The organism is Pseudomonas sp. PGPPP1 (assembly GCF_002255865.1).
In the GTDB taxonomy this organism is placed as follows: domain Bacteria; phylum Pseudomonadota; class Gammaproteobacteria; order Pseudomonadales; family Pseudomonadaceae; genus Aquipseudomonas; species Aquipseudomonas cremoris.
The window spans coordinates 82,498-107,701 of the sequence record NZ_NKIG01000005.1 but is presented as its reverse complement, the minus strand read 5'-3'; the positions used below and the strand labels follow the sequence as shown (position 1 = coordinate 107,701).

Genomic DNA, 25,204 nt, shown 5'->3' with positions numbered 1-25,204 from the left:
CATCAGGCCGCAATATTAATGATAAATATTCTCATAAGCAAAACAGAACGGATGAAACACCCGTGCTGGCGGATTGCCGAACGGTATCGGGCCGCCTACAATGCGAACAATTCTTGTTCTCTAAAGCGTGCCGATGCTCGCATGCTCGTAGCGAAGGGTGATTCCGTTGCAGCCGTCCACCACCGTCGAAGTTCTGTACAACGACCATCACCACTGGCTGACCGGCTGGTTGCGACGCAAACTCGGCTGCCCGGAAAGTGCGGCCGACCTGGCGCAAGACACCTTCATTCGTGTGCTCACCGCACGCGAAACACCCACGCTGGTCGAGCCTCGCGCGTTCCTCACCACTATCGCCAAGCGCGTGCTGTTCAATTTCTACCGCCGCCAGGACCTGGAACGCGCCTACCTCGACGCCCTGGCGCAAATGCCCGAACACGTCGCACCGTCCGAGGAAGAACGCGCGATCATTCTGCAAACGCTGGTCGAGTTGGACCAACTGCTCGACGGCCTGCCAATCCAGGTCAAGCGTGCGTTCCTGCTGGCCCAACTCGATGGCTTGACCTACGCGCAAATCGGCGCCGAATTGGGCATTTCCATCGCTACCGTCAAACGCCACCTGACCAAAGCCGCCATGCGCTGCTACTTCGCCTTATGAATATCTCGACCCAAGTCGCCGAACAAGCCGTGCACTGGCTGATGGAAATGCAGCAAGGCGCCCTCAACCCGCGCCAGCAAGCGGCCTGGCAGCAATGGCTGAATGCCCACAGCGAGCATCAGCGTGCGTGGGACCATATGCAGCGCGTCAACCAGCGACTGCGCGGCATGCCTTCGCCACTGGCTCACGCGGCATTAAACGCGCCGACGTCCACCAGCCGTCGCCAGGCGCTCAAGCTGTTGTTGATCCTCGGTGCCGGCTCCGCCGCTGCCTGGAGCTTGCGCCAGCAACATATCCTGCCGCCACTGACCGCCGATTACCGCAGCCCGGTCGGCCAGCGCCGCAAGGTGCAACTCGCCGATGGCAGCCAATTGCAGCTCAATACCGGCAGCGCCGTGGATGTGCATTTCGACGGTCAACAGCGGCTGATCCGCCTGCTCGAAGGCGAGATCCTGCTGACCGGCATTAAAGGCAGCGCGCCGCTCAACGTCCTGACGGGCCAGGGCCTGCTCACCAGCCAGGCGGCGCGCCTGAACGTGCGCCAGTTCAACGACCACACCCAACTGGCAGTGCTCGACGGCCAGGTCGAGGTCATGCCCAACACCTACACCGGCCTGCCGCTGACAGTCCAGGCCGCGCACCAGGTCAATTTCACCCGCAAAGGCTGGGACACGCCGCGCCCTACCGACGCCAACAGCGGCGCCTGGGCCGATGGCATGCTGATGGCCGCGCACATGCGCCTGGAAGACTTCCTCGGCGAGCTGGGCCGTTATCGCCGTGGCCAGCTCAATTGCGATCCGCAGGTGGCCAACCTGCTGATCTCCGGAAGCTACCCGCTGGATGACAGCGAACGCATTCTCGACCTGCTGGAAGTCAGCCTGCCGGTCAAGGTGCGGCGCTTTACCCGTTACTGGGTGACGGTCCAGGCACGCGCCTGAATGTATTTACAAAAAGTGTGAGCCGTTTTCCACACCTCGCGTGACAGAGAAGGAAAGCCACCTTGATCCTTCCTTCTCAGGACCGCTCTTCATGCCCCAGCAACCGACGCTTCTTGCCCGCACCCTGCGCCAACTCCTACTTGGCGCCAGCTTGAGTCTTACCGTGCTGCCCGCTGTGATGGCCGCCGAGGCCAAGCCTTACCACATCGCACCGACCTCGCTGGAAACCGCACTGAACCAATTTGGTCGCGAAGCCGGCGTGTTGATTTCGTTCGGGTCCGAAGTCACAGCAGGTATGCAGAGCCGGGGCCTGTCGGGCAACTTCAGCGCGGCTGACGGTCTGCAGAAACTGCTGGAAGGCACCGGCTTGCAAGCCCGTGCGGAGGGTGACAATGCCTACAGCCTGCAACCGGCCAATGCCCCCGCCACTCTCGAACTGGGCACGTCCAGCGTGGTCGGCGACTGGCTCGGTGACGCTGCGCAAACCAATGTGTTCGAACACCCGGGTGCCCGTGACGTGATCCGCCGCGAAGAATTCGAACGCCAGGGCGCCACCCAGGCTCGCGATGTGCTCAACCGCATCCCCGGCGTCAACGCCCCGGAAAACAACGGCACCGGCAGCCACGACATGGCGCTGAACTTCGGTATTCGCGGCCTCAACCCGCGCTTGGCGTCGCGCTCCACGGTATTGATGGACGGCATCCCGGTGCCCTTCGCACCCTATGGCCAGCCGCAGCTTTCGTTCGCGCCCATCAGCATGGGCAACATGGACGCGGTGGACGTGGTACGCGGCGGCGGCGCGGTGCGTTACGGCCCGCAGAACGTGGGCGGTGTGGTCAACTTCGTGACCCGCGCGATCCCGGATGCGCCCACCGTCAAAGGCGGACTCCAGACTGAAACCAGCCCGTCTTCCAGCCACGATGGCTTCAAGACCACCGGCAACCTGCTGGCCGGCGGCACTGCCGACAACGGCCTGGGCGGCGCGATCTTGTATTCCGGCACCCGTGGCGGCGACTGGCGTGAAAACAGCAACACGCGCATTGACGACCTGATCCTCAAGGGCAAATACCAACTGGACGAAGCCAACAGCTTCAATGCCATGGCGCAGTACTACGAAGGCCAGGCCGATATGCCTGGGGGCTTGAACGTCAAGGACTACAAGGCTGATCCGTATCAGTCCACCCGCCCCTACGACAAATTCTGGGGCCGCCGCACGATGTTCAACGTCGGTTACCGCTACGAGCAAGACCGTCGCGAATTCACCGTCAACAGCTTCTTCACCAAGACACTGCGCAGCGGCTACCTCGACCAGGGCACCTTCCTCTCGCTATCGCCGCGCGAGTATTGGGTACGTGGTATCGAAACCCGCTTCGCCCAAGGCTTCGACCTGGGCCCTACCAGCCATGAAGTGGGCGTGGGCTACCGCTATATCAATGAGGCCGGCCACGAACTGCGTTACCGCACACCCATTGCCACCAACCAACAAATCCCCACCACCGACAGCCGCAACGACCGTGACACCCGTGGCGGTACCGAAGCCAATGCCTTCTTCGTCGATGACCGGATTGATATCGGCAAATGGACCATCACGCCGGGCATCCGCTACGAGATGATCGAGTCCCAGCAAACCAACAACCTGACCAACGTCAAATACAAGGGCGACTACAACACCGCGCTGCCGGCGTTGAACGTGCTCTATCACCTGACCGACAGCTGGAACCTCTACGCCAACACCGAAGGTTCATTTGGCAGCGTGCAGTACAGCCAGATGCCCAACCGTGTGACCAGCGGCGCCGTCAAACCGGAAAAGGCCCGCACTTGGGAACTGGGTACCCGTTATGACGACGGCGCCTTGCGCGCAGAAATCGGCGCGTTCCTGATCAACTTCGACAACCAGTATGAAAGCAACCAGACCAACGACTCGGTGATCGCCCGCGGTGAGACCCGTCACCAAGGCATCGAGACCAGCGTCAACTACGCCCTCGACGGATTGAGCCCAGCGCTGGCCGGCTTTGATGTATACGCCAGCTACGCCTACGTCGACGCCACCATCCGCGAAGACGGCCCGAACAAAGGCAACCGCGTGCCCTTCTCATCCAAGCACAAAGGCACCATGGGCGTGGGCTACACCGAAGGCCGCTGGAAACTGAACCTGGACAGCAGCTTCCAGAGCAGCCAGTTCGCCGACAACGCCAACACCCAGAAGGAAAGTGCTGACGGCAGCACCGGACGTATCCCTGGCTACATGTTGTTCAGTAGCCGCGCTGCGTACGACTTCGGCCCGCAGTTGTCGGACCTGAACGTGGCGGTCGGTGTGAAAAACATCTTCAACACCCAGTACTTCACCCGTTCGTTCGACGACAACAACAAGGGCAAGTACGTCGGCGAGCCGCGCACTGTGTACGTGCAGACCTCCATCGCGTTCTAACTGCCCGCCAGGCAACTGGGGGTCGCCGCGACCAGCGCATCGATGGCGCAACGGGTCTTGGCCGGCATATGCGGTGCGGTCGGCCAGACCACATGGATCGGCGCGGGTTGTTCGCGGTAGCCCGGCAGGACGGCTTCGAGTTGGTCGCGCAGCACGTAATGGGCGATCAACCAACTGGGCAACCAGGCCAGGCCAACGCCTGCGATAGCGGCATCGGCCACGGCCTGGAGGTCATCGAGCACCAGCGGCGATATGACCCGTGAGCGATGGGGGTGGTTGGTCCGGTAGGCGATACCTCGGTGGCCTGCCAGATCATCGACAGACACGATTTGGCCTACGCGTTGCAAGTACGCTGGGGACGCCGCCAAGCCCATGGCCTGTTCACCCAGGCGGCGTGCATTGAGGCGGTCGGTGTCGGGCAACTCACCGATGCGCACGGCAATGTCGAAGCCTTCCTGCACCAGGTCAATCATGCGGTCAGAGAAGCTGATTTCGATTTCCAATTCTGGATAACGATCCATCAACCCCCACAGTGCGGGCGCTGCATAGTGATGCCCGAACGCCAGTGGCACGCTGGCCCTCAAGCGTCCGCGGGGTTGCTGCCGACCGCTTTCCAGCACCGATTCGGCGGCCTCAAGTTCCGCCAACGCCCGCAGGCAATGTTCGTAGTACGCCTGCCCGTCTTCTGTCAGATGTTGACGGCGGGTCGAGCGCTGCAACAGGCGCGTACCCAGCCGCGTCTCCAACCGTGCCAAGCCCTTGCCGACAGCGGAGCGCGTGAGGTTCAGCCGTTCGGCGGCCTCTGTCAGATTGCCGCTTTCCACCACTTGGAGGAACAGTTCAACGCCATCAAAGCGTGGAGTGGCCATGGTTTTATTGTCGCCTCGTATTCCCTTATCAGCGGAAAACTTATCACGAATAAGTCGCTGAATTCCCCTGAAAATAGCCCAATGTCATCTTTTCAGGAGAGTCCCATGCCACCCGCCACCACGTTATCGGCCAGCACTACGCCAAGCACCGCCAGGAACGGCCTCGCCCTCACCGCCGTGTGCCTGGTGGCGCTGATGTTCGGCCTGGAAATCTCCAGTGTGCCTGTCATCCTGCCCACCCTCGAAGAGCAATTGGGCACCGGTTTCCAGGACGCCCAATGGATCATGAATACCTACACGCTGGCCTGCACCAGCGTATTGATGGCGGCGGGCACCTTGGCGGATCGTTTTGGCCGTCGGCGCATGCTGGTGTTGTGCCTGTGGCTGTTTGGCCTGGCTTCACTGGCGTGCGGGCTGGCCAATGACGCTTCGACGCTGATCGCGGCACGTTTCGTACAAGGCATCGGCGCCGGCGCGATGATGATCTGTCAGTTTGCGATTCTGTCGCATCAGTTCCGCGAGCCGGCAGCGCGGGCACGGGCGTTTGCGGTGTGGGGTGTGATTGCGGGCATAGGCTTGGGGTTCGGCCCGATGGTCGGGGCATTGATCCTGGCGGTGGCGGACTGGCGCTGGGTATTTCTCGTACACGTACCGCTGACCTTGCTCACCCTGGGCTTGCTGCACATCAGCGTGCAGGAGTCCCGCGACCCAGCCGGCCATCGCCTCGACATCGCCGGCATGCTCACCTTGACGCTGGCGGTGTTCGCCCTGGTGTACTTCATCACCCAAGGCAGCGAGTACGGCTTTGGCACACCGGCCATGCTCGGCTGGGCGGTTTTGTCAGGGGTAGGTCTGCTGCTGTTCATCTTCATCGAACGACGCAGCGCCCATCCGATGTTCGACTTCTCGGTGTTTCGCATCCAACGCTTCAACGGCGCGTTGATGGGTTCCATCGGCATGAACTTCAGCTTCTGGCCGTTCATGATCTACCTGCCGCTGTATTTCCAGGCGGGGTTGGGCTACGACACGCTGACCACCGGCGGCGCCCTGCTCGCCTATACCCTGCCGACCTTGCTGGTACCACCGCTGGCCGAGCGCCTGGCCTTGCGCTACGGCGCCGAGCGCATCATTCCTTTGGGTCTGGGCATGATGGGCGCGGGATTCTTAAGCATGGCAGCCGTCAACAGCGCCGCCCAGCCGAGTATCGTACTGGTGCTGATCAGTTGCGCGATTGCCGGCGTCGGCCTGGCCCTGACCAACTCACCCACCACCAATACCACCACCGGTTCCGTCTCGGCGGATCGTGCGGGCATGGCTTCGGGCATCGACTTAAGTGCACGATTGATCACTCTGGCGCTCAACATCGCGTTGATGGGGTTAGTGTTGCTGCTGGGCATCAGCCATCAACTGGCCGCTGTGTTGCCCGCAAGCACAGCAATGGATTGGCCAGCAATCAGCCAAAACATTGCGGCGGGCAAATTGTCGTCTTCGATAGGGCTGACCTTCACCGATGCCCAGGGCGCGCTGCGTCACGGTGCTGGATGGGCCATGCTGTTTGCAGGTCTAGGGGCTTGCGGGCTGGCGCTGCTGAGCGGGCATTTCTTCCGGCGCAACCGGTAAACGCAAACGGGCCTGCAAATGCAGGCCCGTTTCTAGTGGGAGTTGAAAAAACTGTCAGCTATTCAGTGCAGCGTTTTCGTTTTCCAGGAATTCCTCTTCAAGCGCGTCGTCATTCACTTTGTTGGCCGGCAGGTTTTTCGCGGCAGCGCGTGGCTTGCCTTGCAGTTTGCCAAACAGATGTTCCAACGCATGGTCCAGCTTGGTGGCCGCACCGTCGATCGCCTGCTCCAGGGTATCGGCTTTATGCAACACCGAAAGCGGTTGATGGCCTTTTGGCCGGGCTTCCAGACGGCAACTTAAATCGTGGGGACCGGGCTTGTCGCCGTTCTCATCCCGCAGGTAGACCTCCACTCGGGTCAGGTCTTCTTCGTAACGTTCGAGCGTGCTCTCAATGGTAGTACGTACCCACTCCTCCAGTCGGATGCTGCTTTCAATATGGTTATCGCTATTGACTTGGATTTGCATAGTTCTTCCCTTATTTCAGCTAGCTCGCGAGAGGTCACAACTGCAACACCGATGCGGTGAAACCATGACCTCTTGATTACACAATTGAGCAGTCAGAGAAACATTTCAACCCCTTTGCAAAGATAAATCCCACATTACAAATTAACCCTGACTACAAGCAAAAACGCTGTTAGGGTGGGGAGTTAGTTACATCTTCTTACGCCCAGCGAACCTCACAATTGCCCCTCTCCCAACGGGTGCAAACCGCGAAAAATCTCTGCTTCCTCCACCAACCAATCATGCACTGCCCGCACGCCCGGATGGCTCAGCGCGCCCGGCGCATACAGCAGCACATAGCGTTTGTGATTAGGCACGGCAAGGCCGAATGGCACGATCAAGGTGCCGCGCTCCAGCTCATCGTTAAGCAAGGTACGCCGTGCGATGGCCACGCCCATACCGGCAATGGCGGCTTCGATGGTCAGGTGGTTGCGGTTGAAGGTATGACCACGGCGCACGTCGGCTTCGTGATAGCCAATAGCATTCAGGTAAAACTCCCACTCCGCGTACTCATAACTCCCACGCCAAGCGGTAATGTCGTGCAACAGCGGGAAGTGCACCAGGTCGGCCGGGCCATGCAACGGCGGGCGTCCGCGCAGCAGGCTCGGCGCGCACACCGGGAAGATCTGCTCATCCAACAGGGCTGTGGATAACAAGCCCGGGTAGCTGCCGTCGTTCAAGTCGATGGCCAGGTCGAAGTCACCTTCGTGCAGGGCGATGCTGCTGTCTTCAGCGACCAGGCGCAGTTGAATGTCCGGGAAGCGCTGCTGCAAACGTGGCAGGCGCGGGGTCAGCCACTTGCCGAGAAACGACGGAATCGAGCGCAACCGCAGGGTGCCGCTGATCATCCCCGCATCCAGCCGCTGCAATTCAGCATCGATACTGCCGTAGGCCTCCCCCACCGTCGCCGCCAAACGCTGCCCCTCGGCACTGAGCTCCACACCGCGTGCACGTCGATGAAACAAGCGAAAGCCCAGGCGCTCCTCCAACTGGCGGATTTGTTGGCTCACCGCCCCCGGCGTGATGTGCAGCTCTTCGGCGCAGCGGGTGAACGACAAGTGCCGCGCGGCGCAGGAAAAAACGTGCAGCCAGACGTAGGTCTGGCCATGAAGGGGGCGGGTCATAGCGTTTAGTCCTGCTAAAGGGTGTCTTAGGATAATTCGTTGGTCAGTGCCGATCCAGAGGCTCAGTATCGCACCAATTGCGCTCGTCCTACAAAACATGGCAGCGATTCCTACTCCATTGCTTGTAAGGCTTTAGCATGGCTATCAGTGTTTTCGATCTATTCAAAGTGGGCATCGGCCCATCCAGCTCCCACACCGTGGGCCCCATGCGGGCGGCAGCAACCTTTGCCCAAGCCCTGATCGATCAACATTTGCTGAGCGCCACCCGCCGCGTTGAAGTGCGCCTGTACGGCTCGCTGTCGGCCACCGGCGTTGGCCACGCCACCGACCGCGCCTGCGTGATGGGCTTGATGGGCGAGTGGCCGGACAAGGTCGATCCCACCACGATCAACACCCGTATCCAGCACCTGCGCGAATCCGGCCGGCTGTTGCTCGCCGGTGTCGAAGACATTGCCTTCAACTGGCACACCGACCTCCTGCTGCTGGACGAAAGCCTGCCCTACCACCCCAACGCCATGTCCCTGCACGCCTACGGCGACAGCGGCCTGCTGAGCGAGCAAACCTATTACTCGGTGGGCGGCGGTTTCATTATCGAAGCGGCTGAGGCTGAATCGGGCATTGCGCCGACCAGCGATGTGGAATTGCCCTACGACTTCTCCAGCGCCGTCGAACTGCTGGCTTTGTGCAACAAGCACGGTTTGCGGGTTTCCGAGCTGATGATGGCCAACGAACGCGCCTGGCGCAGTGACGAAGACATCCGCAGCGGCCTTTTACATATCTGGTCGGTGATGCGCGAGTGCGTGGAGCAAGGCCTGCGCGATGAAGGCATCTTGCCCGGCGGGCTGGATGTGCCACGTCGTGCGGCGAAATTGCACCGCAGCCTGTTGGAAATCGGCAAACCAAACGTGATCACGTCGACCTTGTCGGCCATGGAATGGGTGAACCTGTTCGCCCTCGCCGTCAACGAAGAGAACGCCGCCGGCGGGCGCATGGTCACCGCGCCGACCAATGGCGCAGCGGGGATCATCCCGGCGGTGCTGCATTACTACATGAAGTTCAACAGTGACGCGTCCGACGACGACGTGGTCAATTTCTTCCTGGCCGCCGCCGCCGTCGGCATCCTCTGTAAGAAAAACGCCTCGATCTCTGGCGCCGAAGTGGGCTGCCAGGGTGAGGTCGGCTCGGCCTGCGCCATGGCCGCCGCCGGGCTGGCCGACATACTCGGTGCCACTCCCGAGCAACTGGAAAACGCCGCCGAAATCGGCCTGGAACACAACCTCGGCCTCACCTGCGACCCCGTTGGCGGCCTAGTGCAAGTGCCGTGCATCGAGCGCAACGCCATCGCCGCCGTCAAAGCGATCAACGCCACGCAAATGGCCCTGCGCGGTGATGGCAAACACTTCATTTCCCTCGACCGAGTGATCCGCACCATGCGCGATACCGGCGCCGACATGCATGACAAATACAAAGAAACTTCACGGGGCGGCCTGGCCGTGAGCTGGGTGGAATGCTGAGGAGCATTCCCTGACCGTCCCAACGTGAGCCCGCGCAAAAATAATAACGAGGCAATAACGATGACCGATGTACGTACACCTGCTGCCGAAAATCCTGCTGTAGAGAGCACCGTTACAACTGGCTGGACCAAACACGACACCACCTGGATGCTCGGCCTCTACGGCACCGCCATCGGTGCCGGCACCCTGTTCCTGCCGATCAACGCCGGCGTCGGCGGCTTCTGGCCGTTGATCGTGCTGGCGCTGCTGGCCTTCCCAATGACCTTCTTTGCTCACCGTGGGCTGACGCGCTTTGTGCTGTCGGGCAAATCCGGCGACATCACTGAAGTGGTCGAAGAACATTTCGGCGTCGGTGCGGGCAAGCTGATCACCCTGCTGTACTTCTTTGCGATCTTCCCGATCCTGCTGGTGTACAGCGTGGCGCTGACCAACACCCTCAGCAGTTTTATGGAACACCAACTGCATATTGCACCGCCGCCCCGGGCGATCCTGTCGCTGGTGCTCATCCTCGGCCTGATGGCCATTGTGCGTTGCGGCCAGGGCGTGATCGTCAAGGCCATGAGCGTGCTGGTATACCCGTTCGTCGCCGCCCTGCTGTTGCTGGCGTTCAGCCTCATTCCTAACTGGAACGGCGCGTTCTTCGCCTCCGCCGGTGATGGCATGCCCCTGCCACTGTTCTTCAAGACCCTGTGGCTGGCGATCCCGGTGATGGTGTTTTCCTTCAACCACTCGCCGATCATCTCCGCGTTTGCCGTCGACCAGAAACGCGTGTACGGCGCGCAGGCCGAGCGTAAGAGCAGCGGCATTCTCGCCACCGCCCACAGCATGATGGTGTTGACGGTGATGTTCTTCTGCTTCAGCTGTGTACTGGCACTGTCGCCGGCAGACCTGGCAGCGGCCAAGGCCCAGAACATTTCGATCCTGTCGTACCTGGCCAATCACTTCCAGACCCCGGTGATCGCCTACGCCGCGCCGTTGATCGCACTGGTGGCCATTACCAAATCCTTCCTCGGTCATTACATCGGCGCCAGCGAAGGCTTCCAGGGCTTGATCGTCAAATCCCTGCGTGGCCGTAACCGTTCCATGTCGGCCAAATGGCTGGAACGCAGCACTGCGCTGTTCATGGTGCTCACCTGCTGGGCCGTCGCCACGTTTAACCCAAGCATCCTGGGCATGATCGAAACCATGGGCGGGCCGATCATCGCGTGCCTGCTGTTTTTGATGCCGATGTACGCGATCCGCCGAGTGCCATCGCTGCGCCAGTACTCGGGCCAGGTGTCGAATGTGTTTGTGGTGGTGATCGGGCTGATTGCGCTGTCAGCGATCGTTTTTTCGGTACTGCCCTGAAACAGGTCATCGGTCTCAAGAACAACACAAGTCGAATGTGGGAGGGGGCTTGCCCCCGATAGCAATCTTTCAGCCAAGCATTCATTGGCTGACACACCGCTATCGGGGGCAAGCCCCCTCCCACATTGGAATGTTGCAACCCCAAGGAGCACCGCACGGCACGCCCTTTGCTGTACAGCCATTGAGGAAAACGGACCTTGCGAAAACCTCAGCGACGAAGTGGCCGGTGGTCAGGAGACGCGAACTATTCCCGATGCCGGTCGTCAATGACTGCATGTTCTTATCAGGCGGTAACGCACCATGGACAATCCTTTTCAGATCATCACCGACACTTTCACGCCAAACTACCGTGTCAACCTGAGCATCCAACGGCTGGATGGCAGCATCATGCTCACTCTTTCCAATGAGTCGGGTGTGGTGGCCAAGCGCATGATAAGCGCCGAGCAACGCAACGACCCGCAACGGCTTAAACGCCTGGTACAAAGCATTCAATTCGGCATTGCCATCGAGCAGGGCCATAGCGCCATGGAGATCCTGGCGGTGATGACCGATGGCGATCACAAACTGTTGCAACGACCGCCCACCAGTTCCCTGCCCTTCAGCGTCGGGCTTTAAAGCTCACCCTTCTCGGTTTCCAGGCTCGCCTCGCCTTTGCGGCGCGGGCCTTCGACCTTCACCGACGGAAACGCAGACGAGGCGTAGCGCACCACCAGGATCGAGAACGCCAACAGCAGAATCCCACCGCACAGGTAGATGATGCCGATATCAGGCGGGTTGTGGTGGGACACGTTGGAGATCAGCAGGCGCGTCAGCGCGGTGATCGCCACGTAGATCAGGAAGCGCACGGGCATGTGGTTGGTCTTGAAATAAATCCCGACCATCGCGCCCAATTCCAGGTAGATGAACAACAGCAAGATGTCATCGATCTTGATGTGCCCGTTCTCCAGCATCCCCAAAAATTCCATCACCGCCGCCCATGCGGTCACCGCACCAATGGCGAACAGCGCCAGGTAGTGGAACGACTCGACAAACAGGTTGCCCAGGGACTCGGCCAGTTCATGGACGTTCTGGCGCAGCTTTTCGGCCCAGTTGATTTTCACGATGATGCTTCCTTAGGTCGGCTCGACCGGATAATGCGGGTTAGACGTGACCGTTGTTCTGCATGCAGAAAAAAGGCCAGCGACCGGTATAAGATGATGGCGGGGTGACATGAGGCACTGCAAACCTGTATTTACGGGCTACATTAAAAAACTGCTACCCAAACCCCACGGTTTGGCTTACCCTTTTCGCTGTATATAAATACAGTAGTCGCAAAAGACAACTATCGTGAAGGCATGTGAGGTGGTGAATGGCCGTCGAAGTGGTATACCGCAGCAGCCGAGATCTGGAGCGTTTGTTCATGGATAAAGCCGAAGCTGACCGTCATGACAAAATGCTTGAACTCGCTGAGTTGCTGGCAGAAGTGTTGCAAAAAGCCGTGCCGTCCCTGAGCGAGCAGCAGGTCGAAGAAGCCGGGATCTACATGGCGAAGAACCGTGATGTCTTTGCCAAGGCGTTCAAGAGCCAACCGGACGCGCTGTCCGAATTGCTGAACGCTCCGGCGGAATAAAGCCCGAATTGAACAGGCCCTGAATCAATGATTCAGGGCCTTTTTAATGCGTGGGTTATTTGTACAGCAGGCGCTCAGCCAGTTCGTCCGCCACCCGTGCAGGGGAGCGCTTCTCAGCTTGAGCGTGAGCGAAGATTTCCGTGAGGCGTGTGCCGATATTGGCCAGGTGCGCGGTGATATCCGGCAATTGCGCGCCGTTGTGCTTGAGCGCGACGTAGATCAGGCCACCGGAATTGATCACATAGTCGGGCGCATAGAGAATGCCGCGCCCTTCCAACTGATCGGCAATGTCCAGGTTGGTCAGTTGCGCGCTGGCTGAACCGGCCACGGCGGCGCAGCGCAGTTGGCCGACGCTTTGGCGGTTGAACACCGCACCCAGGCCACACGGCGCGAGGATGTCGCAAGGCGTGCTGAGCAAGGCATCGTTGGCGATGGGGTGTGCGCCCAGTTGCTCCATGGCCAATTGCACCTTGCCGTGGTCGATGTCACTCACCAACAACTCGGCACCGGCGGCGTGCAGTTGTTCGGCCAGGGCGTAACCCACGTTGCCCAAGCCCTGGACCGCCACGCGCAGGCCTTCGAGGTTGTCGCTGCCCAGGCGGGCCATCGCGGTGGTGCGAATACCCGCGAACACGCCCATGGCGGTATGGGACGAAGGATCGCCGGCAGCCGTGGTACTGGTGACAAAGCGTGTCTGTTGGGCGATGCAATCCATGTCGGCGACCGAAGTGCCGCTGTCGATGGCAATGATGAAACGGCCATCGAGCTTTTCGATGCAGCGACCAAAGGCTTCAAACAGCGCCGCACGGCTTTCCACATGCACGGGACGGATGATCACTGCCGTACCGCCGCCCACCGGCAGGCCGGCCAGGGCAGCTTTGTAGCTCATACCCTGGGCCAGGCGCGCGGCATCCGCCACGGCGCTTTGGTCGTCCGGATAGGAGAGGTAGCGACAGCCGCCAAGGGCGGGGCCCAGGCGGCTGTTATGGATGGCAATGACCGCTTTAAGCCCGGTGACCGGGTCGACGCTCAGGTGCAGCGATTCAAGGCGGGTGCTGTGCATGAGAGCAAACATCGTCAGGCTCCCGAATCACTTCTGGTGGTGGCCCAAGTATAGGCTTGCGGTAGAAAACTGCCGGACCACGCTGGAATAAGCCGACCGGTTTTGCAGGCCCTGAGACATAAGTGCGCGGGATATTTCTCAAGCCACTGGACGAAAATTCCCAGCAAGGCTAAAACGGGGGCATCCGCCGGAGAATGCAATGAATCCCCGCAAAGCCTTTTTCGCCTGCCTTGAACGTTCCCCCCCTGCGCTGTTTGAAGCGGCGCTGTGGATTGCAGCCGAGCATGACGCGGCGGTGCAACCGTTGGTGATCTTGCAGGAGCTGGCGTTACTGCAACAGCAGGTGGGTGTGGGCATGCCCATGCTGCCGCCGGACGAGCTCGGGCAACCATTACTGCGCCGCCTGAATGACCTGGGGTTCGCCCAGGACGACTTCACCCCCCTACGCCCCGCCGCCGCCTTGCTGGACAAGGTGTTGCAACGCAAACGCGGGCAGCCGCTGGCGATGGGCTTGATTGCCCTTGAACTGGCGCGTCGTCTGCATATCCCGATGGTCGGTGTGAATTTCCCAGGGCACTTCCTGCTGCGGGTGCCCGGCGCTGACCACCTGCTGGACCCGTGTGGCGGCCGGCGCCTGTACCCCAACGATTGCCGCGAACTGCTGCATCGCCAATATGGGCCCAACCTTAAGTTGCAGTCCGATCACCTGCACACCGCCGACCCGCGCTCGATCCTGCAACGGCTGTCGCGCAACCTGCGCCAGTTGCACCTTTCCAACGACGCGCCGCTGGACGCCCTGGTCGACGCCGAACGTGTGCTGGAGTTAGGCAATGCCAGCGCCGCCGATTACCTGGCGCGGGCCAGCCTGTATCAACGCCTGGATTGCCCGAATGCCGAGCGCTTCGACCTGGAGCACGCGCTGCTGCTCAGCGAAGACCCGATCCAGCGCCTGCGCCTGACCGAGCGGCTCGGGCACTTGCCACCCAACTCGGTGGTGCACTAGGACTGTAGTGAGCTATGGGGCTTTGAGAATGTCGCCAGGCAGCGAACGCTTGGGGGCATCAATCCCAGGCGCACGCACCTGAATAATCAACAACGCCGCTATCACCGCCGGCACTGCGCAGAAGAAAAATATCTGCTGCACCGGAATCTGCATCGCCAACAGCAGGCTGCCGAACAACGGCCCTAGAATCGAACCAAACCGCCCCACGCCCAGTGCCCATCCGGTACCGGTGGCGCGCACGTGCGCGGGGTAGAAGTTGCTGGCAAAGGCGTTGAGCGTCAGCTGCCCACCGATGATGCAGAACCCGGCGGCAAATACGCAGGCCACCAGATAGCGCGGGTTATCGTGGTTCAGGCCGAGCAGGATGGTGCATACGGCTGCGGCCGCCAGCACGCAGGACAGCAGCCGCACCTTGCTTTTCAAACGGTCGGCAAACCAGGCCATGCCGATGGCGCCCAAGGTGCCGGCAAACAGGAACATCGAGGTCACCAGGTTGGCCTGTTTCAGCGCCAGGCCGCTTTCCAGCAGCAGCGACGGCAACCAGCTGATCATGAAATACAGCAGGATCAAACTGACAAAAAACGTCGCCCAGAGCAGCAGTGTCGGGCGTGCATAGCCGTTGCGAAACAGCTCCACCACCGTCAGTTTGCTGCCCTGTTCCTGGCGGTTTTCTGCATCAGTCGCCAGGGGTGCCTGCCAGTCAGGCAGCATGCGCGACGTGACTTTGTGCAAGCGCACATACGGCGGCGCATCCCGCAGCAAGCGCGGCAACGACTCAGGCAGCAACCACACCAAGAAGGGGAACAGCAGCAACGGCGTTACACCACCGGCCAGGAATACCGCTTGCCAGCCGTAGCCTTCGATAAACCCTGCCGCCACAAACCCGCCTGCCGCCCCGCCAAACGAGAAGCCGCACGCTGCAAGGGTCACCATGAAGGTGCGCAGACGCGGCGGCGAGTACTCCGACATCAACGCCATCGCGCTGGGCATCGCGCCGCCCATGCCGATACCGCAGATAAACCGCGCCGCCATCAACGTGGTCAGCGAGTTGGCAAACACCATCAGCACGGTGAGGCTGGCGTAGATCAGCACGCAGCCCAGCAGGATACGGCGCACGCCAAACCGGTCAGCCAGCGGTGTCACCAGCAGCGAGCCCAACGTCAGGCCCAGCAGGTTGGCGCTGAACACCGGGCCGAATGCAGATTTTTCCAGGCCCCAATCCTGGGCCAGCGCCGGTACTACATAACCCAGTACCTGAGCGTCGTAGCCATCGGTTACCAGCAGGAGCGCCAGCAACAGGAGGATCAACCATTGGTAGCGCGACACCGGACGGGCGTCGAGTGCCGCGCGAAAGCTGGCAATCTGATTGTGCATCGCAAGGTACCTGTCTTGTTTTTATTGGGAGGTGTAATGCACATCCATTGTGGGCGCTAAGGGGTGTCAGGTTGATTGGCGGGATGGGCCTGGATGAACGCTGGATGCTGCGCTGCCAATGCGGCCACCCGACCAATGCGCGGGTACGCCGCCAACGGCACCTTGAAGCGCTCTGCCGCATACAACTGCGGAATCAGGAACGCATCCGCCATGCCCGGCTGCTCGCCAAAGCAGAAGCCTGCATCACCAATCAACTGCTCCACCGCCCCAAGCCCCTGGCTTATCCAGTGCCCAATCCATTCCAGCAACTGCGCCTCGTCATGCCCCCACTGGCGCAGCAGGTTCTGGGTGCTGGAGTTATGCAGCGGGTGAATGTCACAACCGATGATCGACGCGACCGCACGCTCATGCGCGCGGGTGGCCAGATCTTCGGACAGCAGCGGTGCCTGTGGATAACGTTCGTCCAGGTACTCGATGATCGCCGGTGACTGGATCAACAGTTCACCGTCATCGGTACGCAAGGCCGGCACACGGCCTTGCGGGTTGATCGCCAGGTAGTCGGGTTGGCGATTGGCTCCGCCCGGTGGCACCAGCAGGTTGACCGGCACCGCCATAAAATCCAGGCCCTTGAGCGCCAGGGCGATCCGTACCCGGTATGACGAAGTGGAACGGTAGTAGGTATAGAGTTCCATCACCCAAGCCCTCTCTCAGCGCGCTGCAACCACGGTGCCACGGCATTCGCCGAAGCCGATGGACGCATAGCCTTCACGGTTGCAACGAGCACGCAGGATGATTTCGTCACCGTCTTCGAGGAACTTGCGCACCTCGCCGGACGGCAACTCGATCACCTTTTTGCCGCCTTCGGTCATTTCCAACAGGCTGCCGAACTGCCCCACTTCTGGCCCGGACAAGGTGCCCGAACCAAACAGGTCGCCCGCCTGCAACTGGCAACCGTTGACGCTGTGGTGCGCCACCAACTGCGCGACGGTCCAGTACATGTGCAGGCTGTTGCTCAGCGCCAGGCGATGGGCTGGCATATTCTGCTCGCGCATGGCGGCGGTGGTCAGCAGCACCTCCAGTTCGATGTCCAGGGCGCCAGCGGCCTGATCGCGTTTATCCAGCAAATACGGCAGCGGTTGTGGGTCGCCTTCGGGGCGCGCCGGCTGGGCTTTACGGAACGGTTCCAGGGCTTCTGCGGTGACGACCCACGGCGAGATGGTGGTGATGAAGCTTTTCGACAGGAACGGCCCCAGCGGCTGGTATTCCCAGGCCTGGATGTCCCGCGCCGACCAGTCGTTGAGCAGGCAGAAACCGGCGATGTGTTCGGCGGCGTCGCCAATCGCGATCGAGTCGCCCATGGCATTGCCCTGGCCAATCCAGATGCCCAGTTCCAGCTCATAGTCCAGGCGGGCGCAGGGGCCGAAGGTCGGTTCGGTCTGGCCAGCGGGCAGCGTCTGGCCTTTAGGGCGGCGCACATCGGCACCAGAAGCGCGGATGGTGGATGCACGGCCGTGATAACCAATCGGCACGTACTTGTAGTTGGGGAGCAGCGGGTTGTCGGGACGGAACAACTTGCCAACGTTCTGCGCGTGCTCGATGCCGACGTAGAAGTCGGTGTAGTCATTGATCCGCGCGGGGACGTGCATCTGGCAATCGGCGGCGCGATGCAGCACCTGAGCTTCACGGGTGTGCAGCGGGCTGCCCTCGGCCAGCAGTTCCAGCAGGCGCTCGCGCAAGGCCACGCGCGGGCCACGGCCCAACTCGAAAAACGCGTTCAGTTGGCCGCCAGCAGTGGCCTCCACGGCACGCCGGGCTTCCCCCTCGAACGCGTCGATTGCAGCGTGCAGGTCGAGGATTGAATCGCCGATCGCCACGCCACTGCGGGGTGCCGACCCGTTGAGGCTGAACACGCCCAAAGGCAGGTTTTGCAGAGGGAAATCCGTGTGACCGTTGGCGGAGGTCACCCAGCTGCGGGTGTGTGTTGGCTGAGTCATGGGTTATCTCCGGTTCGGGTTGAAGGTGGCAGGCAGCGAGGCCCAGCACGCGTCGTAAGAAGGTTGCAGTTGCGGGCAGTCCAAAGCGAACTGGGTCGGGCGCAGCACTTGGCTGGTCTCGAACATGAAGGCCATGGTGTTATCGATCTTGTGTGGCGCCAGCTCGACGTTGATCGCCTTGGTGCAGGTCTCGCCGTCCGGGCCGTGGGCGCTCATGCAGCTGTGCAGCGACGCGCCGCCGGGCAGGAAGCCTTCGGCCTTTGCGTCGTAGGCGCCCTGGATCAGGCCCATGTATTCGTTCATCAGGTTGCGGTGGAACCACGGCGGACGGAAGGTGTTCTCGGCCACCATCCAGCGCGGCGGGAAGATCACGAAGTCGAGGTTGGCCAAGCCGTGCACGCTGGTGGGCGAGGTCAAAACGGTGAAGATCGACGGGTCTGGGTGATCGAAACTCACGGTGCCGATGGTATTGAAACGACGCAGGTCGTATTTGTACGGCACGTTGTTGCCGTGCCAGGCGACCACGTTGAGCGGCGAATGGTCGAGCTCGCAGGCCCACAGTTCGCCGAGGAATTTCTGCACCAGGGTTGTAGGCTGTTTCAAGTCTTCGTAGTGCGCCACCGGCGTGAGGAAATCCCGCGGGTTGGCCAGGCCGTTGCTGCCGATAGGCCCCAGGTCTGGCAGGCGCAGCGGCGCGCCGTGGTTTTCTGCGACATAGCCACGGGCCAGCGCGTCCAGCAGTTCAATGCGAAATTTCAAGCCACGTGGCAGTACGACGATTTCCAGCGGCTCCACGTCCAGCACACCCAACTCGGTGGCGATGCGCAGGCGACCTTGCTCGGGAACGATCAACAGTTCGCCATCGGCGTTGAAGAACACCCGCTCCATCGAACGGTTGGCGCGGTAGTTATAAATGCTGATGCCTGAGGGTTTTTCCGACCCGGAGTTGGCAACCATGCCCACAAGGCCATCGATAAAGTCCGTCGGCTCAGCGGGAATATCCAACGGGTTCCAACGCAAGCGATTCGGCGTCACCGCACCCAGCGGCCCACCGGCCAATTGACGCTCCAGTTTGGCGAACGCCGGGTGATTGGCCGAAGGCTGAATGCGGTACAGCCAGGTACGTCGGGCTTCGCTGCGCACCATGGTAAAGGCCGTGCCGGAGAACAGTTCGGTGTACAGCCCATAGGGCGCTTTTTGCGGGGAGTTTTGGCCAACCGGCAATGCGCCGGGCAGGGCTTCGCTGGCGAATTCATTGCCAAAGCCCGATTGGTATTCGAGGTTCATGGAGCATCCTCTGTACGGAAGTTGTTTTTATCGTAATCCAGTTACGCATAACGTAATTTGATCACTATCGACCGTCAAGCTATAAAGACGCCCATTCATCTCTCGGATACTCGCCCTTCCATGGAAAAGCCCCGCGACACCGGTAAACAGAAAGTCCGCTCGGCCGAAGTGGGCACCGATATCCTCAAGGCCCTGGCCGAACTGTCGCCGGCCACTTCGCTGTCGCGCCTGGCCGAGCACGTGCAAATGCCCGCGAGCAAGGTGCACCGCTATTTGCAGGCATTGATCGCCTCGGGTTTTGCCGAACAGAACACCGCCACCAACCATTACGGCCTCGGCCGTGAAGCCTTGCGCGTGGGCCTGGCCGCGCTGGGCAGCATGGACGTGCTGAAAGTCGGCGCCCTGCCCCTGGCGGAGCTGCGTGATGAATTGAATGAAACCTGCTTTCTGGCGGTATGGGGCAACCAGGGCGCGACCGTGGTGCATATCGAACCCGCCGTGCGCGCGGTGACGGTGGTGACACAACTGGGCTCAGTGCTGCCGCTGCTCAGTTCGTCCACCGGGCTGGTGTTCAGCGCCTACTTGCCGTCGCGGGAAACCGTGGATTTGCGGCAGCGCGAGATCCAGGCCGGCATCGCCCACACCCTGGCCGACGATCAGGCCTACGCCACTGCTTGCGAACAGATCCGCAGCCGTGGCCTGCACTTTGTGCATGGTTTGTTGATGCCGGGGGTGGATGCACTGTCGGCGCCGGTGTTCAACGCCGTCGGGCAAGTGGCGGCGGTCATGACCGTGGTCGGCCCCACCTCGTTGTTCCACGCCGATGAAGACGGCCCGGCGGCGCAGCACTTGCTGGCAGCGACCCGGGCCGTGAGTTGGCGCATGGGCTATCAGCCCTGAATCACCAGTTGGCCAAAGCCACTGCCACGCGGTTTTCCAGCGCCTTTACCTGGGCGCCGCTGACCACGTAATTGTTGGTGATCATTGCAAACACCAACCGCTGCCCATGGGCGTCGGTGACGTAGCCGCTCAACGATGACACGCCGCCCATGGAGCCGGTCTTGGCGTGCAGGTTGTTTTGCGCCGGGGTGCCGCGCAAGCGGTAGCGCAAACTGCCACCGGTCATGCGGTCGCTGTTACCCGCAATCGGCAACGCGTTGTACCAGGCGTTGAACCACGGCTGTTTGTTGGCGGCCAACAGTAGGTCGGTCAGGGTTTGCGACGACACCAGGTTAAGCCGCGACAAGCCGGACCCATCGACCTGGTTCAGCGCTGTCGTATCCAAGCCCTGACGTTTGAGAAACCCGGCCACCGCCACCACGCCTGCCGCCGCCGTGCCGCTGTTGGCGCTCTGGCGGCCCATGGCCTTCAGCAGAGCTTCGGACATGTTGTTGTTCGACAGTTTGAGCAGCGGCGTGATCAGCTCCTGCAACGGTGCCGACCGGTGTTCAGCCAACACATTCGCCGCCGCCGGGCTTGCACCACCGATCACCCGACGCCCCAACACCGTGATGCCCTGCTGCGCCAGCGCTTGCTCAAACAAGTTCGCCACCAATTGCGTCGGCTCCCACACACTGACCAATTGCTTGCTCTGCTTGCCCGGCGCGACCGCACCGCTGAGCTGCAACAGGTTGGTGCCGTGGCGGCGGTTGATCCCATAGGTGTTGCCCGGCCCACTGACCGCGCGATTGCTCAGTTGCAGGTAATCGGTGGGCGGGAAGATCTCGACGCCGACCGGCTGACCGACTCGCACTGGCGCCTTGGCAGTGACCAGCACAGTGCCGGCATCAAAATCCGCATTGGGTGACACGGTCAGCGCTGAAATTTGCGCGCCGTAGTAGGTGCTTTCGTCATCGTGGGACCAGTCGACACCCAACCGCTCGGCGTCGAACCAAGTGTCGTCGAACACCAGGTCGCCCTGCACCTGGCGAATGCCTTTGCTGGCCAGTTGTGCGGCCAAGGCCTGGTAATCGGCGAACTGCAGCGTCGGGTCGCCCAGGCCGCGCAGGTACAGGTTGCCCACCAGGCGCTCGCCTTGCTGCGTGCCGTTGGTTAGCAGTTGCGTCGCAAACTGGTAGTGCGGCCCCAGCACATCCATCGCCGCTGCCGTGGTCAGCAGTTTGAGATTGGAGGCGGGAACCAACCGCGTGCGCGGGTTGTGCTGATACAGCGTGTTGCCATTGCGGGCATCCCGCACCATCAGCGACACCGTTGCGCCATGCAGCGCCGGGTCGGCCAGCAACTGGTCGAGGCTTTGCCCGGTGGCTGTCTTCGACGGTGAGGCGCAACCACTGAGCAACAGCCCAAAACCCAGCGCCATCGCACCGGCGTGTATCCATCGTCCCAACCGCATAACCCTGGCATTCCTGAATCTGAAAGAGTGCGCAGCTTGGTTAATTCACTGCGCTCAATCAAGTGCCAGGGTGGTGATGGAGAACGTATCGGCCTGAAATTGTGGATCGGCCTTAGGCTCGGCGGCGGGCAACACATAGTCCATCGCTGGCAGGTAAACCCGTTGGCGCTGGGCGTCGAACGCCATGTTGTAGGCCATCGGCAAGGTACTGACGGTGGCGGCCAAGGCGTAGTGATCGGCATCTTGCTGGTCGATCACCATCAGGTTGGCATCCACGCCGCTGGGAATCAGCAAGCGACGATGCCGCGCGTCGTAGGCCACGGCGTTGACGTCACGCCCAATTGGCAACTTGGCCTTCACTTCACCCGTCTCGCGATCCGCCACGATCAACACCGGATCGTCGCCCCGGCACGCGACAAACAAGCGCTGGCGCTCGACATCCTGGGCCAGCGCGCTGGGCTTGGGGCAGTCGGCGAATTGCCAGGTATCGAGCACGCCAAAGTTGCTGGCGGCATAGCGCGCCACCTTGCCTTCATCGCGCATCGGCAGGAAGAAACTGCCATCGCCCTTGAGCAACAACGGGTCGATTTTCTTCACCGCCAACTCATGGGCACCGGTGATGCGCTCCTGCTGGGGATCGAACTCAAACAACGTCGAACGATCCGCGCGCCGCCCGCTGACAATAATGACCTTGCCGGTCGACGGCTCGTACACAGCGCTGTTGAGGTTGCTTTGCGCCACCGCGATACGTTTGAGCGGCTTGAGTGTGGATAACTGCACCACGCCCAGGCTGCCGTCGGTATTGAGCACGAACACCCGGTCCAATCCAGGCACAAACACCACGCCGTTGGCGCCCTCGGACTGGGCCACGGTCTTGACCGCGTGCTGGTGCTGCACATCAAACACTGTCAGGCCGTTTTCGCGACGGGCCACGAACAGGTAGGGCCGAGTCGGGTCGAGGCCGACAAAGCCCCAACTGTGACCGGAGCCGGGCAGCGTCATCCGATGTTCGCGGTGGTACGACGCCCCATCGGCCAGCGCCGAAGCGCTGATCAACAGGGCCAATAATGCACCGAGCTTTTTCATCAGAACTCCAGGGTGCTGGATACCGAGAATTGCCGAGCATCACCAATCGACACAAACAGGCGGCTGGCCGCCGAGGTGTAGTAGGTGCGGTCGAACATGTTCTTCACGTTGAGCTGGAACTTGACCTTCTGCCCGTCGATCTTGGTGTCATAGGTGGCAAATGCATCGGCCACGGTGTAGCCAGGCAAGTTGAAATCGTTGGCGGCATCGCCTGCGCGCTCGCCGACGTAGCGGGCACCCGTGCCCACACGTAGTTGGTCGCCGCCGAAAATGCTGCCGAAGTCGTAGGCCACCGACAACGAGCCGGTGTGCTTGGCGACGTTTTGCAGGCGGTTGCCTTCAAGCGTCGGGTCCTTGTCCTTGGTGTCCAAGGCATCGGTGTAGGCGTAGCTGCCAATCACGCTCCACTGGTCGGTCAACTGGCCAGTGGCGTCCAGTTCCAGGCCGCGGGAACGCACCTGGCCAGCCAAGCTGTAGATGGTGCTGCCAGCCACTTCCGACGACACCAACACGTTGCGCTTGTCGATGTTGAACAACGCAGCACTGGCGGTGATACGCCCAGGAATGTCGAGCTTGGCCCCCAGTTCCCAAGACTTGGATTTCTCGGGCGTCAGGTCGCCGGTCAAGGTGCTGCCATCCGCCAGTGCAGCAATGGTGGAGTTGGGTTTGAATGACTCCGTGTAGCTGCCATAGAACGACAGTTCATCGGTGTAGCGATACACCAAGCCCGCACGCGGCACCCAGGCTTGGCCGTTTCCGTTGGTGTTGGCTTTGAATGGCACGCCCTTGCCGGCGTACTGGTCATACATTTGGTAGCGCGCACCAGCGACGAAAATCCACTGGTCGGTGAGGTGAATCGCATCCTGGAAGAACAGCGAGTCGCTGCGCAGCAGGTCAGTCTGGGCGCTGTCAGCGGCGCTGACGGTGGTACCCGCGACTTCGTTGCCGTAGACCGGGTTGTTGTAGTTGAACGTGCTGCGCGAATTCTGACGGATAAGTTCGGCGCGGTAGATCTTGCGGTATTCGTCATCCACGCCGAACACCAGGTCGTTCTGTAAGCCGAACACGTTGACCTTGCCTTCCAGACTGGCCGTGGTGAAGCGGTCGGTGGTGATCGCGCCTTTGGTGCCGTCCATCCTGCGGGTCAGGGTGCCGTTGGTATTCACCGCGCTCACGCGCACTTGGCTGGCGTCGTAGGTTTCGCGGTTCCAGCTGTAGCCGAAATGGGCTTTCCAATCGTCGTTCAGGTCGTGGTCGGCTTCGAAGCGGTACAGGTCGGAGCGGCCTTCCATATTGTTGAAGGGCTCATCCAGACGCCGAGTGGACGGAATATCCAGCGGGTGGTTGGACTTGTCGATAGCGGTGCCACGGTCGAACGGCGAGAGAAACTCACGATGTTCGTAGGCCAGCAGCAACTTGGTGCTGTCGCCGTACCAGGCCAGGGACGGCGCCACCAGCGTTTCGCGGTGGGTGCCAAAGTTGCGCCAGTAGTCTTCATCTTCATGGTCGACAATCAGCCGGTAAGCCAAGCCGCTGTCGCCAATCGGGCCGGTGGTGTCGAGGCTGCCGCCGCTGCCGTTCTTGCCGTCGCCAAAGGTCGAGCCGCGCACGGTCAGGGCGGTGGATTGCACCAGTTCAGGCTTTTTGCTGACGATATTGACCACGCCGCCCGGGTCCTGAATGCCGTACAGCAACGACGACGGGCCCTTGAGCACTTCGACGCGTTCCGCCGTGGCGTTCAGCGCACGGCCCTGCACCACCGGCATGCCGTCGCGCATGATCGAGCCGTTACGGTTGTCGCCAAAACCGCGCAGCATCACCGCGTCCTGGGTGCTGGCGAGGGTGTTGGCCTGGGTGATGCCGCTGATATTGCCGAGGGCGTCATCCAGGTTGCGTGGGGTCTGGTCGCGCAGCACTTGGGCAGGAACGACGTTGACGGTTTGCGGGGTTTCCAGCAGCAGTGCCTTGGAGCGCATCACCGAACTGGTGGGCGGCGGCTGGTAGCTGGTGGTGTCCTGGGCTTGTTGGCTGGCGCCGCTGATGGTGGTGGCGCCGAGGTTGACGGCGCCTTCGGTGGGCACCGGCTCCAGCGCCAGGGTGCGGGCATCGATCTGGCGGAAGGTGAAGCCGGAGTTGCCGAGCAAGCGTTGCAAGGCCTGGGTCGCGCTCATCTGGCCGCTGACGGCCGGGGCGCTGAGGCCATAGGGCGCTTCATCGGTGTAGATCACGCTGATCCCGGTGACCCGGCTGAAATCGCTCAACGCCTGGGGCAGCGGTTTGGCTGCCAGGGCAAAGTTGAACTGGGCGCTTTGCTGCTCCTGTGCCTGAGCCACGCTTAGGGGCAGCAATGCCAACCCCGACACCGCCAATACCGAGGCTCCCAGCCACTGTTTAACCAAACCGCCCGCCGTCGACTTCATGCTGTGAGAACCCGTGTAG

Annotated in this window: 22 protein-coding genes; 10 read left to right on the top strand and 12 right to left on the bottom strand. The window is 61.4% G+C overall.

The genetic code is table 11. The annotated features are described in order from the left end of the window. Positions 1 to 166: 166 nt before the first annotated feature. The 3 genes from CFE47_RS09125 (at position 167) to fecA (ending at position 4,021) form a co-directional block, all read left to right on the top strand. On the top strand, positions 167 to 655 hold the full coding sequence (locus CFE47_RS09125; RefSeq protein WP_286836357.1) for a sigma-70 family RNA polymerase sigma factor: 489 nt from the start codon (positions 167 to 169) through the stop codon (positions 653 to 655). Beyond that, positions 652 to 1,593 carry a FecR domain-containing protein gene (locus CFE47_RS09120; protein WP_286836355.1) on the top strand — a complete coding sequence of 314 codons (942 nt, stop codon included), beginning with the start codon at positions 652 to 654 and terminating at the stop codon, positions 1,591 to 1,593. Before CFE47_RS09125 ends, CFE47_RS09120 begins: the two co-directional genes overlap by 4 nt. 91 nt (positions 1,594 to 1,684) lie before the next feature. Continuing rightward, complete coding sequence (fecA, locus tag CFE47_RS09115; protein WP_286836353.1) at positions 1,685 to 4,021, top strand: TonB-dependent Fe(3+) dicitrate receptor FecA; 2,337 nt, start codon at positions 1,685 to 1,687, stop codon at positions 4,019 to 4,021. Here fecA and CFE47_RS09110 read toward each other — a convergent pair. After that, on the bottom strand, positions 4,018 to 4,890 hold the full coding sequence (locus CFE47_RS09110) for a LysR family transcriptional regulator (protein ID WP_286836352.1): 873 nt from the start codon (positions 4,888 to 4,890) through the stop codon (positions 4,018 to 4,020). The two genes, fecA and CFE47_RS09110, sit on opposite strands and share 4 nt — an antisense overlap. A 105-nt stretch (positions 4,891 to 4,995) precedes the next feature. Between CFE47_RS09110 and CFE47_RS09105 the strand changes: the two genes are divergently transcribed. Then, entirely contained in the window at positions 4,996 to 6,510 is a 1,515-nt protein-coding gene (locus CFE47_RS09105; protein WP_286836351.1) for an MFS transporter, read from the top strand. A gap of 54 nt (positions 6,511 to 6,564) precedes the next feature. Here the strand turns inward: CFE47_RS09105 and CFE47_RS09100 are convergent, their stop codons facing one another. Both CFE47_RS09100 and CFE47_RS09095 read right to left on the bottom strand, forming a co-directional pair. Next, positions 6,565 to 6,975, bottom strand: a complete 411-nt coding sequence (locus CFE47_RS09100) for an HPF/RaiA family ribosome-associated protein (protein ID WP_286836350.1) — start codon at positions 6,973 to 6,975, stop codon at positions 6,565 to 6,567. Positions 6,976 to 7,187: 212 nt separating this feature from the next. Continuing rightward, entirely contained in the window at positions 7,188 to 8,135 is a 948-nt protein-coding gene (locus CFE47_RS09095; protein ID WP_185707755.1) for a LysR substrate-binding domain-containing protein, read from the bottom strand. A 137-nt stretch (positions 8,136 to 8,272) separates the two neighbouring features. Between CFE47_RS09095 and CFE47_RS09090 the strand changes: the two genes are divergently transcribed. The 3 genes from CFE47_RS09090 to CFE47_RS09080 all read left to right on the top strand — a co-directional run bounded on the left by CFE47_RS09090 (position 8,273) and on the right by CFE47_RS09080 (position 11,611). Beyond that, a complete protein-coding gene (locus CFE47_RS09090) occupies positions 8,273 to 9,649 on the top strand; it encodes an L-serine ammonia-lyase (protein WP_286836349.1) in 1,377 nt (458 codons plus the stop codon). Between the two features lie 60 nt (positions 9,650 to 9,709). Then, positions 9,710 to 10,996, top strand: coding sequence for a serine/threonine transporter (locus CFE47_RS09085; RefSeq protein ID WP_286836348.1), 1,287 nt, complete (start codon positions 9,710 to 9,712; stop codon positions 10,994 to 10,996). Between the two features lie 300 nt (positions 10,997 to 11,296). Further along, positions 11,297 to 11,611, top strand: a complete 315-nt coding sequence (locus tag CFE47_RS09080) for a DUF3509 domain-containing protein (protein ID WP_286836347.1) — start codon at positions 11,297 to 11,299, stop codon at positions 11,609 to 11,611. On the opposite strand, the gene CFE47_RS09075 is transcribed toward CFE47_RS09080, so the two are convergent. Then, positions 11,608 to 12,096 carry a phosphate-starvation-inducible protein PsiE gene (locus CFE47_RS09075; RefSeq protein WP_176994956.1) on the bottom strand — a complete coding sequence of 163 codons (489 nt, stop codon included), beginning with the start codon at positions 12,094 to 12,096 and terminating at the stop codon, positions 11,608 to 11,610. The two genes, CFE47_RS09080 and CFE47_RS09075, sit on opposite strands and share 4 nt — an antisense overlap. A 248-nt stretch (positions 12,097 to 12,344) precedes the next feature. Between CFE47_RS09075 and CFE47_RS09070 the strand changes: the two genes are divergently transcribed. Beyond that, positions 12,345 to 12,605, top strand: coding sequence for a YebG family protein (locus CFE47_RS09070; protein WP_012722374.1), 261 nt, complete (start codon positions 12,345 to 12,347; stop codon positions 12,603 to 12,605). 55 nt (positions 12,606 to 12,660) lie between these two features. On the opposite strand, the gene CFE47_RS09065 is transcribed toward CFE47_RS09070, so the two are convergent. Then, positions 12,661 to 13,680: a Glu/Leu/Phe/Val dehydrogenase family protein gene (locus CFE47_RS09065; RefSeq protein ID WP_185707763.1), complete on the bottom strand. Its 1,020-nt coding sequence runs from the start codon at positions 13,678 to 13,680 to the stop codon at positions 12,661 to 12,663. Between the two features lie 187 nt (positions 13,681 to 13,867). Between CFE47_RS09065 and CFE47_RS09060 the strand changes: the two genes are divergently transcribed. Then, positions 13,868 to 14,671 carry a SirB1 family protein gene (locus CFE47_RS09060; RefSeq protein WP_286836346.1) on the top strand — a complete coding sequence of 268 codons (804 nt, stop codon included), beginning with the start codon at positions 13,868 to 13,870 and terminating at the stop codon, positions 14,669 to 14,671. A 12-nt stretch (positions 14,672 to 14,683) separates the two neighbouring features. Here the strand turns inward: CFE47_RS09060 and CFE47_RS09055 are convergent, their stop codons facing one another. From CFE47_RS09055 to hmgA, 4 genes are read right to left on the bottom strand one after another with little or no spacing between them, the layout of a single operon-like run. After that, positions 14,684 to 16,045, bottom strand: a complete 1,362-nt coding sequence (locus CFE47_RS09055) for an MFS transporter (RefSeq protein WP_286836345.1) — start codon at positions 16,043 to 16,045, stop codon at positions 14,684 to 14,686. 56 nt (positions 16,046 to 16,101) lie between these two features. Then, positions 16,102 to 16,737, bottom strand: coding sequence for a maleylacetoacetate isomerase (gene maiA, locus CFE47_RS09050; RefSeq protein ID WP_286836344.1), 636 nt, complete (start codon positions 16,735 to 16,737; stop codon positions 16,102 to 16,104). A gap of 15 nt (positions 16,738 to 16,752) precedes the next feature. Beyond that, complete coding sequence (gene fahA / locus CFE47_RS09045) at positions 16,753 to 18,039, bottom strand: fumarylacetoacetase (protein ID WP_286836343.1); 1,287 nt, start codon at positions 18,037 to 18,039, stop codon at positions 16,753 to 16,755. A 3-nt stretch (positions 18,040 to 18,042) separates the two neighbouring features. After that, positions 18,043 to 19,326, bottom strand: coding sequence for a homogentisate 1,2-dioxygenase (gene hmgA / locus CFE47_RS09040; protein WP_286836342.1), 1,284 nt, complete (start codon positions 19,324 to 19,326; stop codon positions 18,043 to 18,045). A 120-nt stretch (positions 19,327 to 19,446) separates the two neighbouring features. On the opposite strand from hmgA, the gene CFE47_RS09035 reads away from it, so the two are divergent. Then, positions 19,447 to 20,226, top strand: coding sequence for an IclR family transcriptional regulator (locus CFE47_RS09035; protein WP_286836341.1), 780 nt, complete (start codon positions 19,447 to 19,449; stop codon positions 20,224 to 20,226). Between the two features lies 1 nt (position 20,227). On the opposite strand, the gene dacB is transcribed toward CFE47_RS09035, so the two are convergent. From dacB to CFE47_RS09020, 3 genes are read right to left on the bottom strand one after another with little or no spacing between them, the layout of a single operon-like run. Continuing rightward, positions 20,228 to 21,679: a D-alanyl-D-alanine carboxypeptidase/D-alanyl-D-alanine endopeptidase gene (dacB, locus tag CFE47_RS09030; protein ID WP_286836340.1), complete on the bottom strand. Its 1,452-nt coding sequence runs from the start codon at positions 21,677 to 21,679 to the stop codon at positions 20,228 to 20,230. A 54-nt stretch (positions 21,680 to 21,733) separates the two neighbouring features. Then, positions 21,734 to 22,765 carry a YncE family protein gene (locus CFE47_RS09025; RefSeq protein ID WP_286836339.1) on the bottom strand — a complete coding sequence of 344 codons (1,032 nt, stop codon included), beginning with the start codon at positions 22,763 to 22,765 and terminating at the stop codon, positions 21,734 to 21,736. After that, a complete protein-coding gene (locus CFE47_RS09020; RefSeq protein WP_286836338.1) occupies positions 22,765 to 25,185 on the bottom strand; it encodes a TonB-dependent siderophore receptor in 2,421 nt (806 codons plus the stop codon). Before CFE47_RS09020 ends, CFE47_RS09025 begins: the two co-directional genes overlap by 1 nt. Positions 25,186 to 25,204 lie beyond the last annotated feature (19 nt).

Excerpts from the sequence above, each read along its gene's own strand:
- CFE47_RS09120 (WP_286836355.1), top strand. The coding sequence starts at position 652 with ATGAATATCTCGACCCAAGTCGCCGAACAAGCCGTGCACTGGCTGATG.
- fecA (WP_286836353.1), top strand. The coding sequence starts at position 1,685 with ATGCCCCAGCAACCGACGCTTCTTGCCCGCACCCTGCGCCAACTCCTA.
- CFE47_RS09110 (WP_286836352.1), bottom strand. The coding sequence starts at position 4,890 with ATGGCCACTCCACGCTTTGATGGCGTTGAACTGTTCCTCCAAGTGGTG.
- CFE47_RS09105 (WP_286836351.1), top strand. The coding sequence starts at position 4,996 with ATGCCACCCGCCACCACGTTATCGGCCAGCACTACGCCAAGCACCGCC.
- CFE47_RS09100 (WP_286836350.1), bottom strand. The coding sequence starts at position 6,975 with ATGCAAATCCAAGTCAATAGCGATAACCATATTGAAAGCAGCATCCGA.
- CFE47_RS09095 (WP_185707755.1), bottom strand. The coding sequence starts at position 8,135 with ATGACCCGCCCCCTTCATGGCCAGACCTACGTCTGGCTGCACGTTTTT.
- CFE47_RS09090 (WP_286836349.1), top strand. The coding sequence starts at position 8,273 with ATGGCTATCAGTGTTTTCGATCTATTCAAAGTGGGCATCGGCCCATCC.
- CFE47_RS09085 (WP_286836348.1), top strand. The coding sequence starts at position 9,710 with ATGACCGATGTACGTACACCTGCTGCCGAAAATCCTGCTGTAGAGAGC.
- CFE47_RS09080 (WP_286836347.1), top strand. The coding sequence starts at position 11,297 with ATGGACAATCCTTTTCAGATCATCACCGACACTTTCACGCCAAACTAC.
- CFE47_RS09070 (WP_012722374.1), top strand. The coding sequence starts at position 12,345 with ATGGCCGTCGAAGTGGTATACCGCAGCAGCCGAGATCTGGAGCGTTTG.
- CFE47_RS09065 (WP_185707763.1), bottom strand. The coding sequence starts at position 13,680 with ATGTTTGCTCTCATGCACAGCACCCGCCTTGAATCGCTGCACCTGAGC.
- CFE47_RS09060 (WP_286836346.1), top strand. The coding sequence starts at position 13,868 with ATGAATCCCCGCAAAGCCTTTTTCGCCTGCCTTGAACGTTCCCCCCCT.
- CFE47_RS09055 (WP_286836345.1), bottom strand. The coding sequence starts at position 16,045 with ATGCACAATCAGATTGCCAGCTTTCGCGCGGCACTCGACGCCCGTCCG.
- maiA (WP_286836344.1), bottom strand. The coding sequence starts at position 16,737 with ATGGAACTCTATACCTACTACCGTTCCACTTCGTCATACCGGGTACGG.
- fahA (WP_286836343.1), bottom strand. The coding sequence starts at position 18,039 with ATGACTCAGCCAACACACACCCGCAGCTGGGTGACCTCCGCCAACGGT.
- hmgA (WP_286836342.1), bottom strand. The coding sequence starts at position 19,326 with ATGAACCTCGAATACCAATCGGGCTTTGGCAATGAATTCGCCAGCGAA.
- CFE47_RS09035 (WP_286836341.1), top strand. The coding sequence starts at position 19,447 with ATGGAAAAGCCCCGCGACACCGGTAAACAGAAAGTCCGCTCGGCCGAA.
- dacB (WP_286836340.1), bottom strand. The coding sequence starts at position 21,679 with ATGCGGTTGGGACGATGGATACACGCCGGTGCGATGGCGCTGGGTTTT.
- CFE47_RS09025 (WP_286836339.1), bottom strand. The coding sequence starts at position 22,765 with ATGAAAAAGCTCGGTGCATTATTGGCCCTGTTGATCAGCGCTTCGGCG.
- CFE47_RS09020 (WP_286836338.1), bottom strand. The coding sequence starts at position 25,185 with ATGAAGTCGACGGCGGGCGGTTTGGTTAAACAGTGGCTGGGAGCCTCG.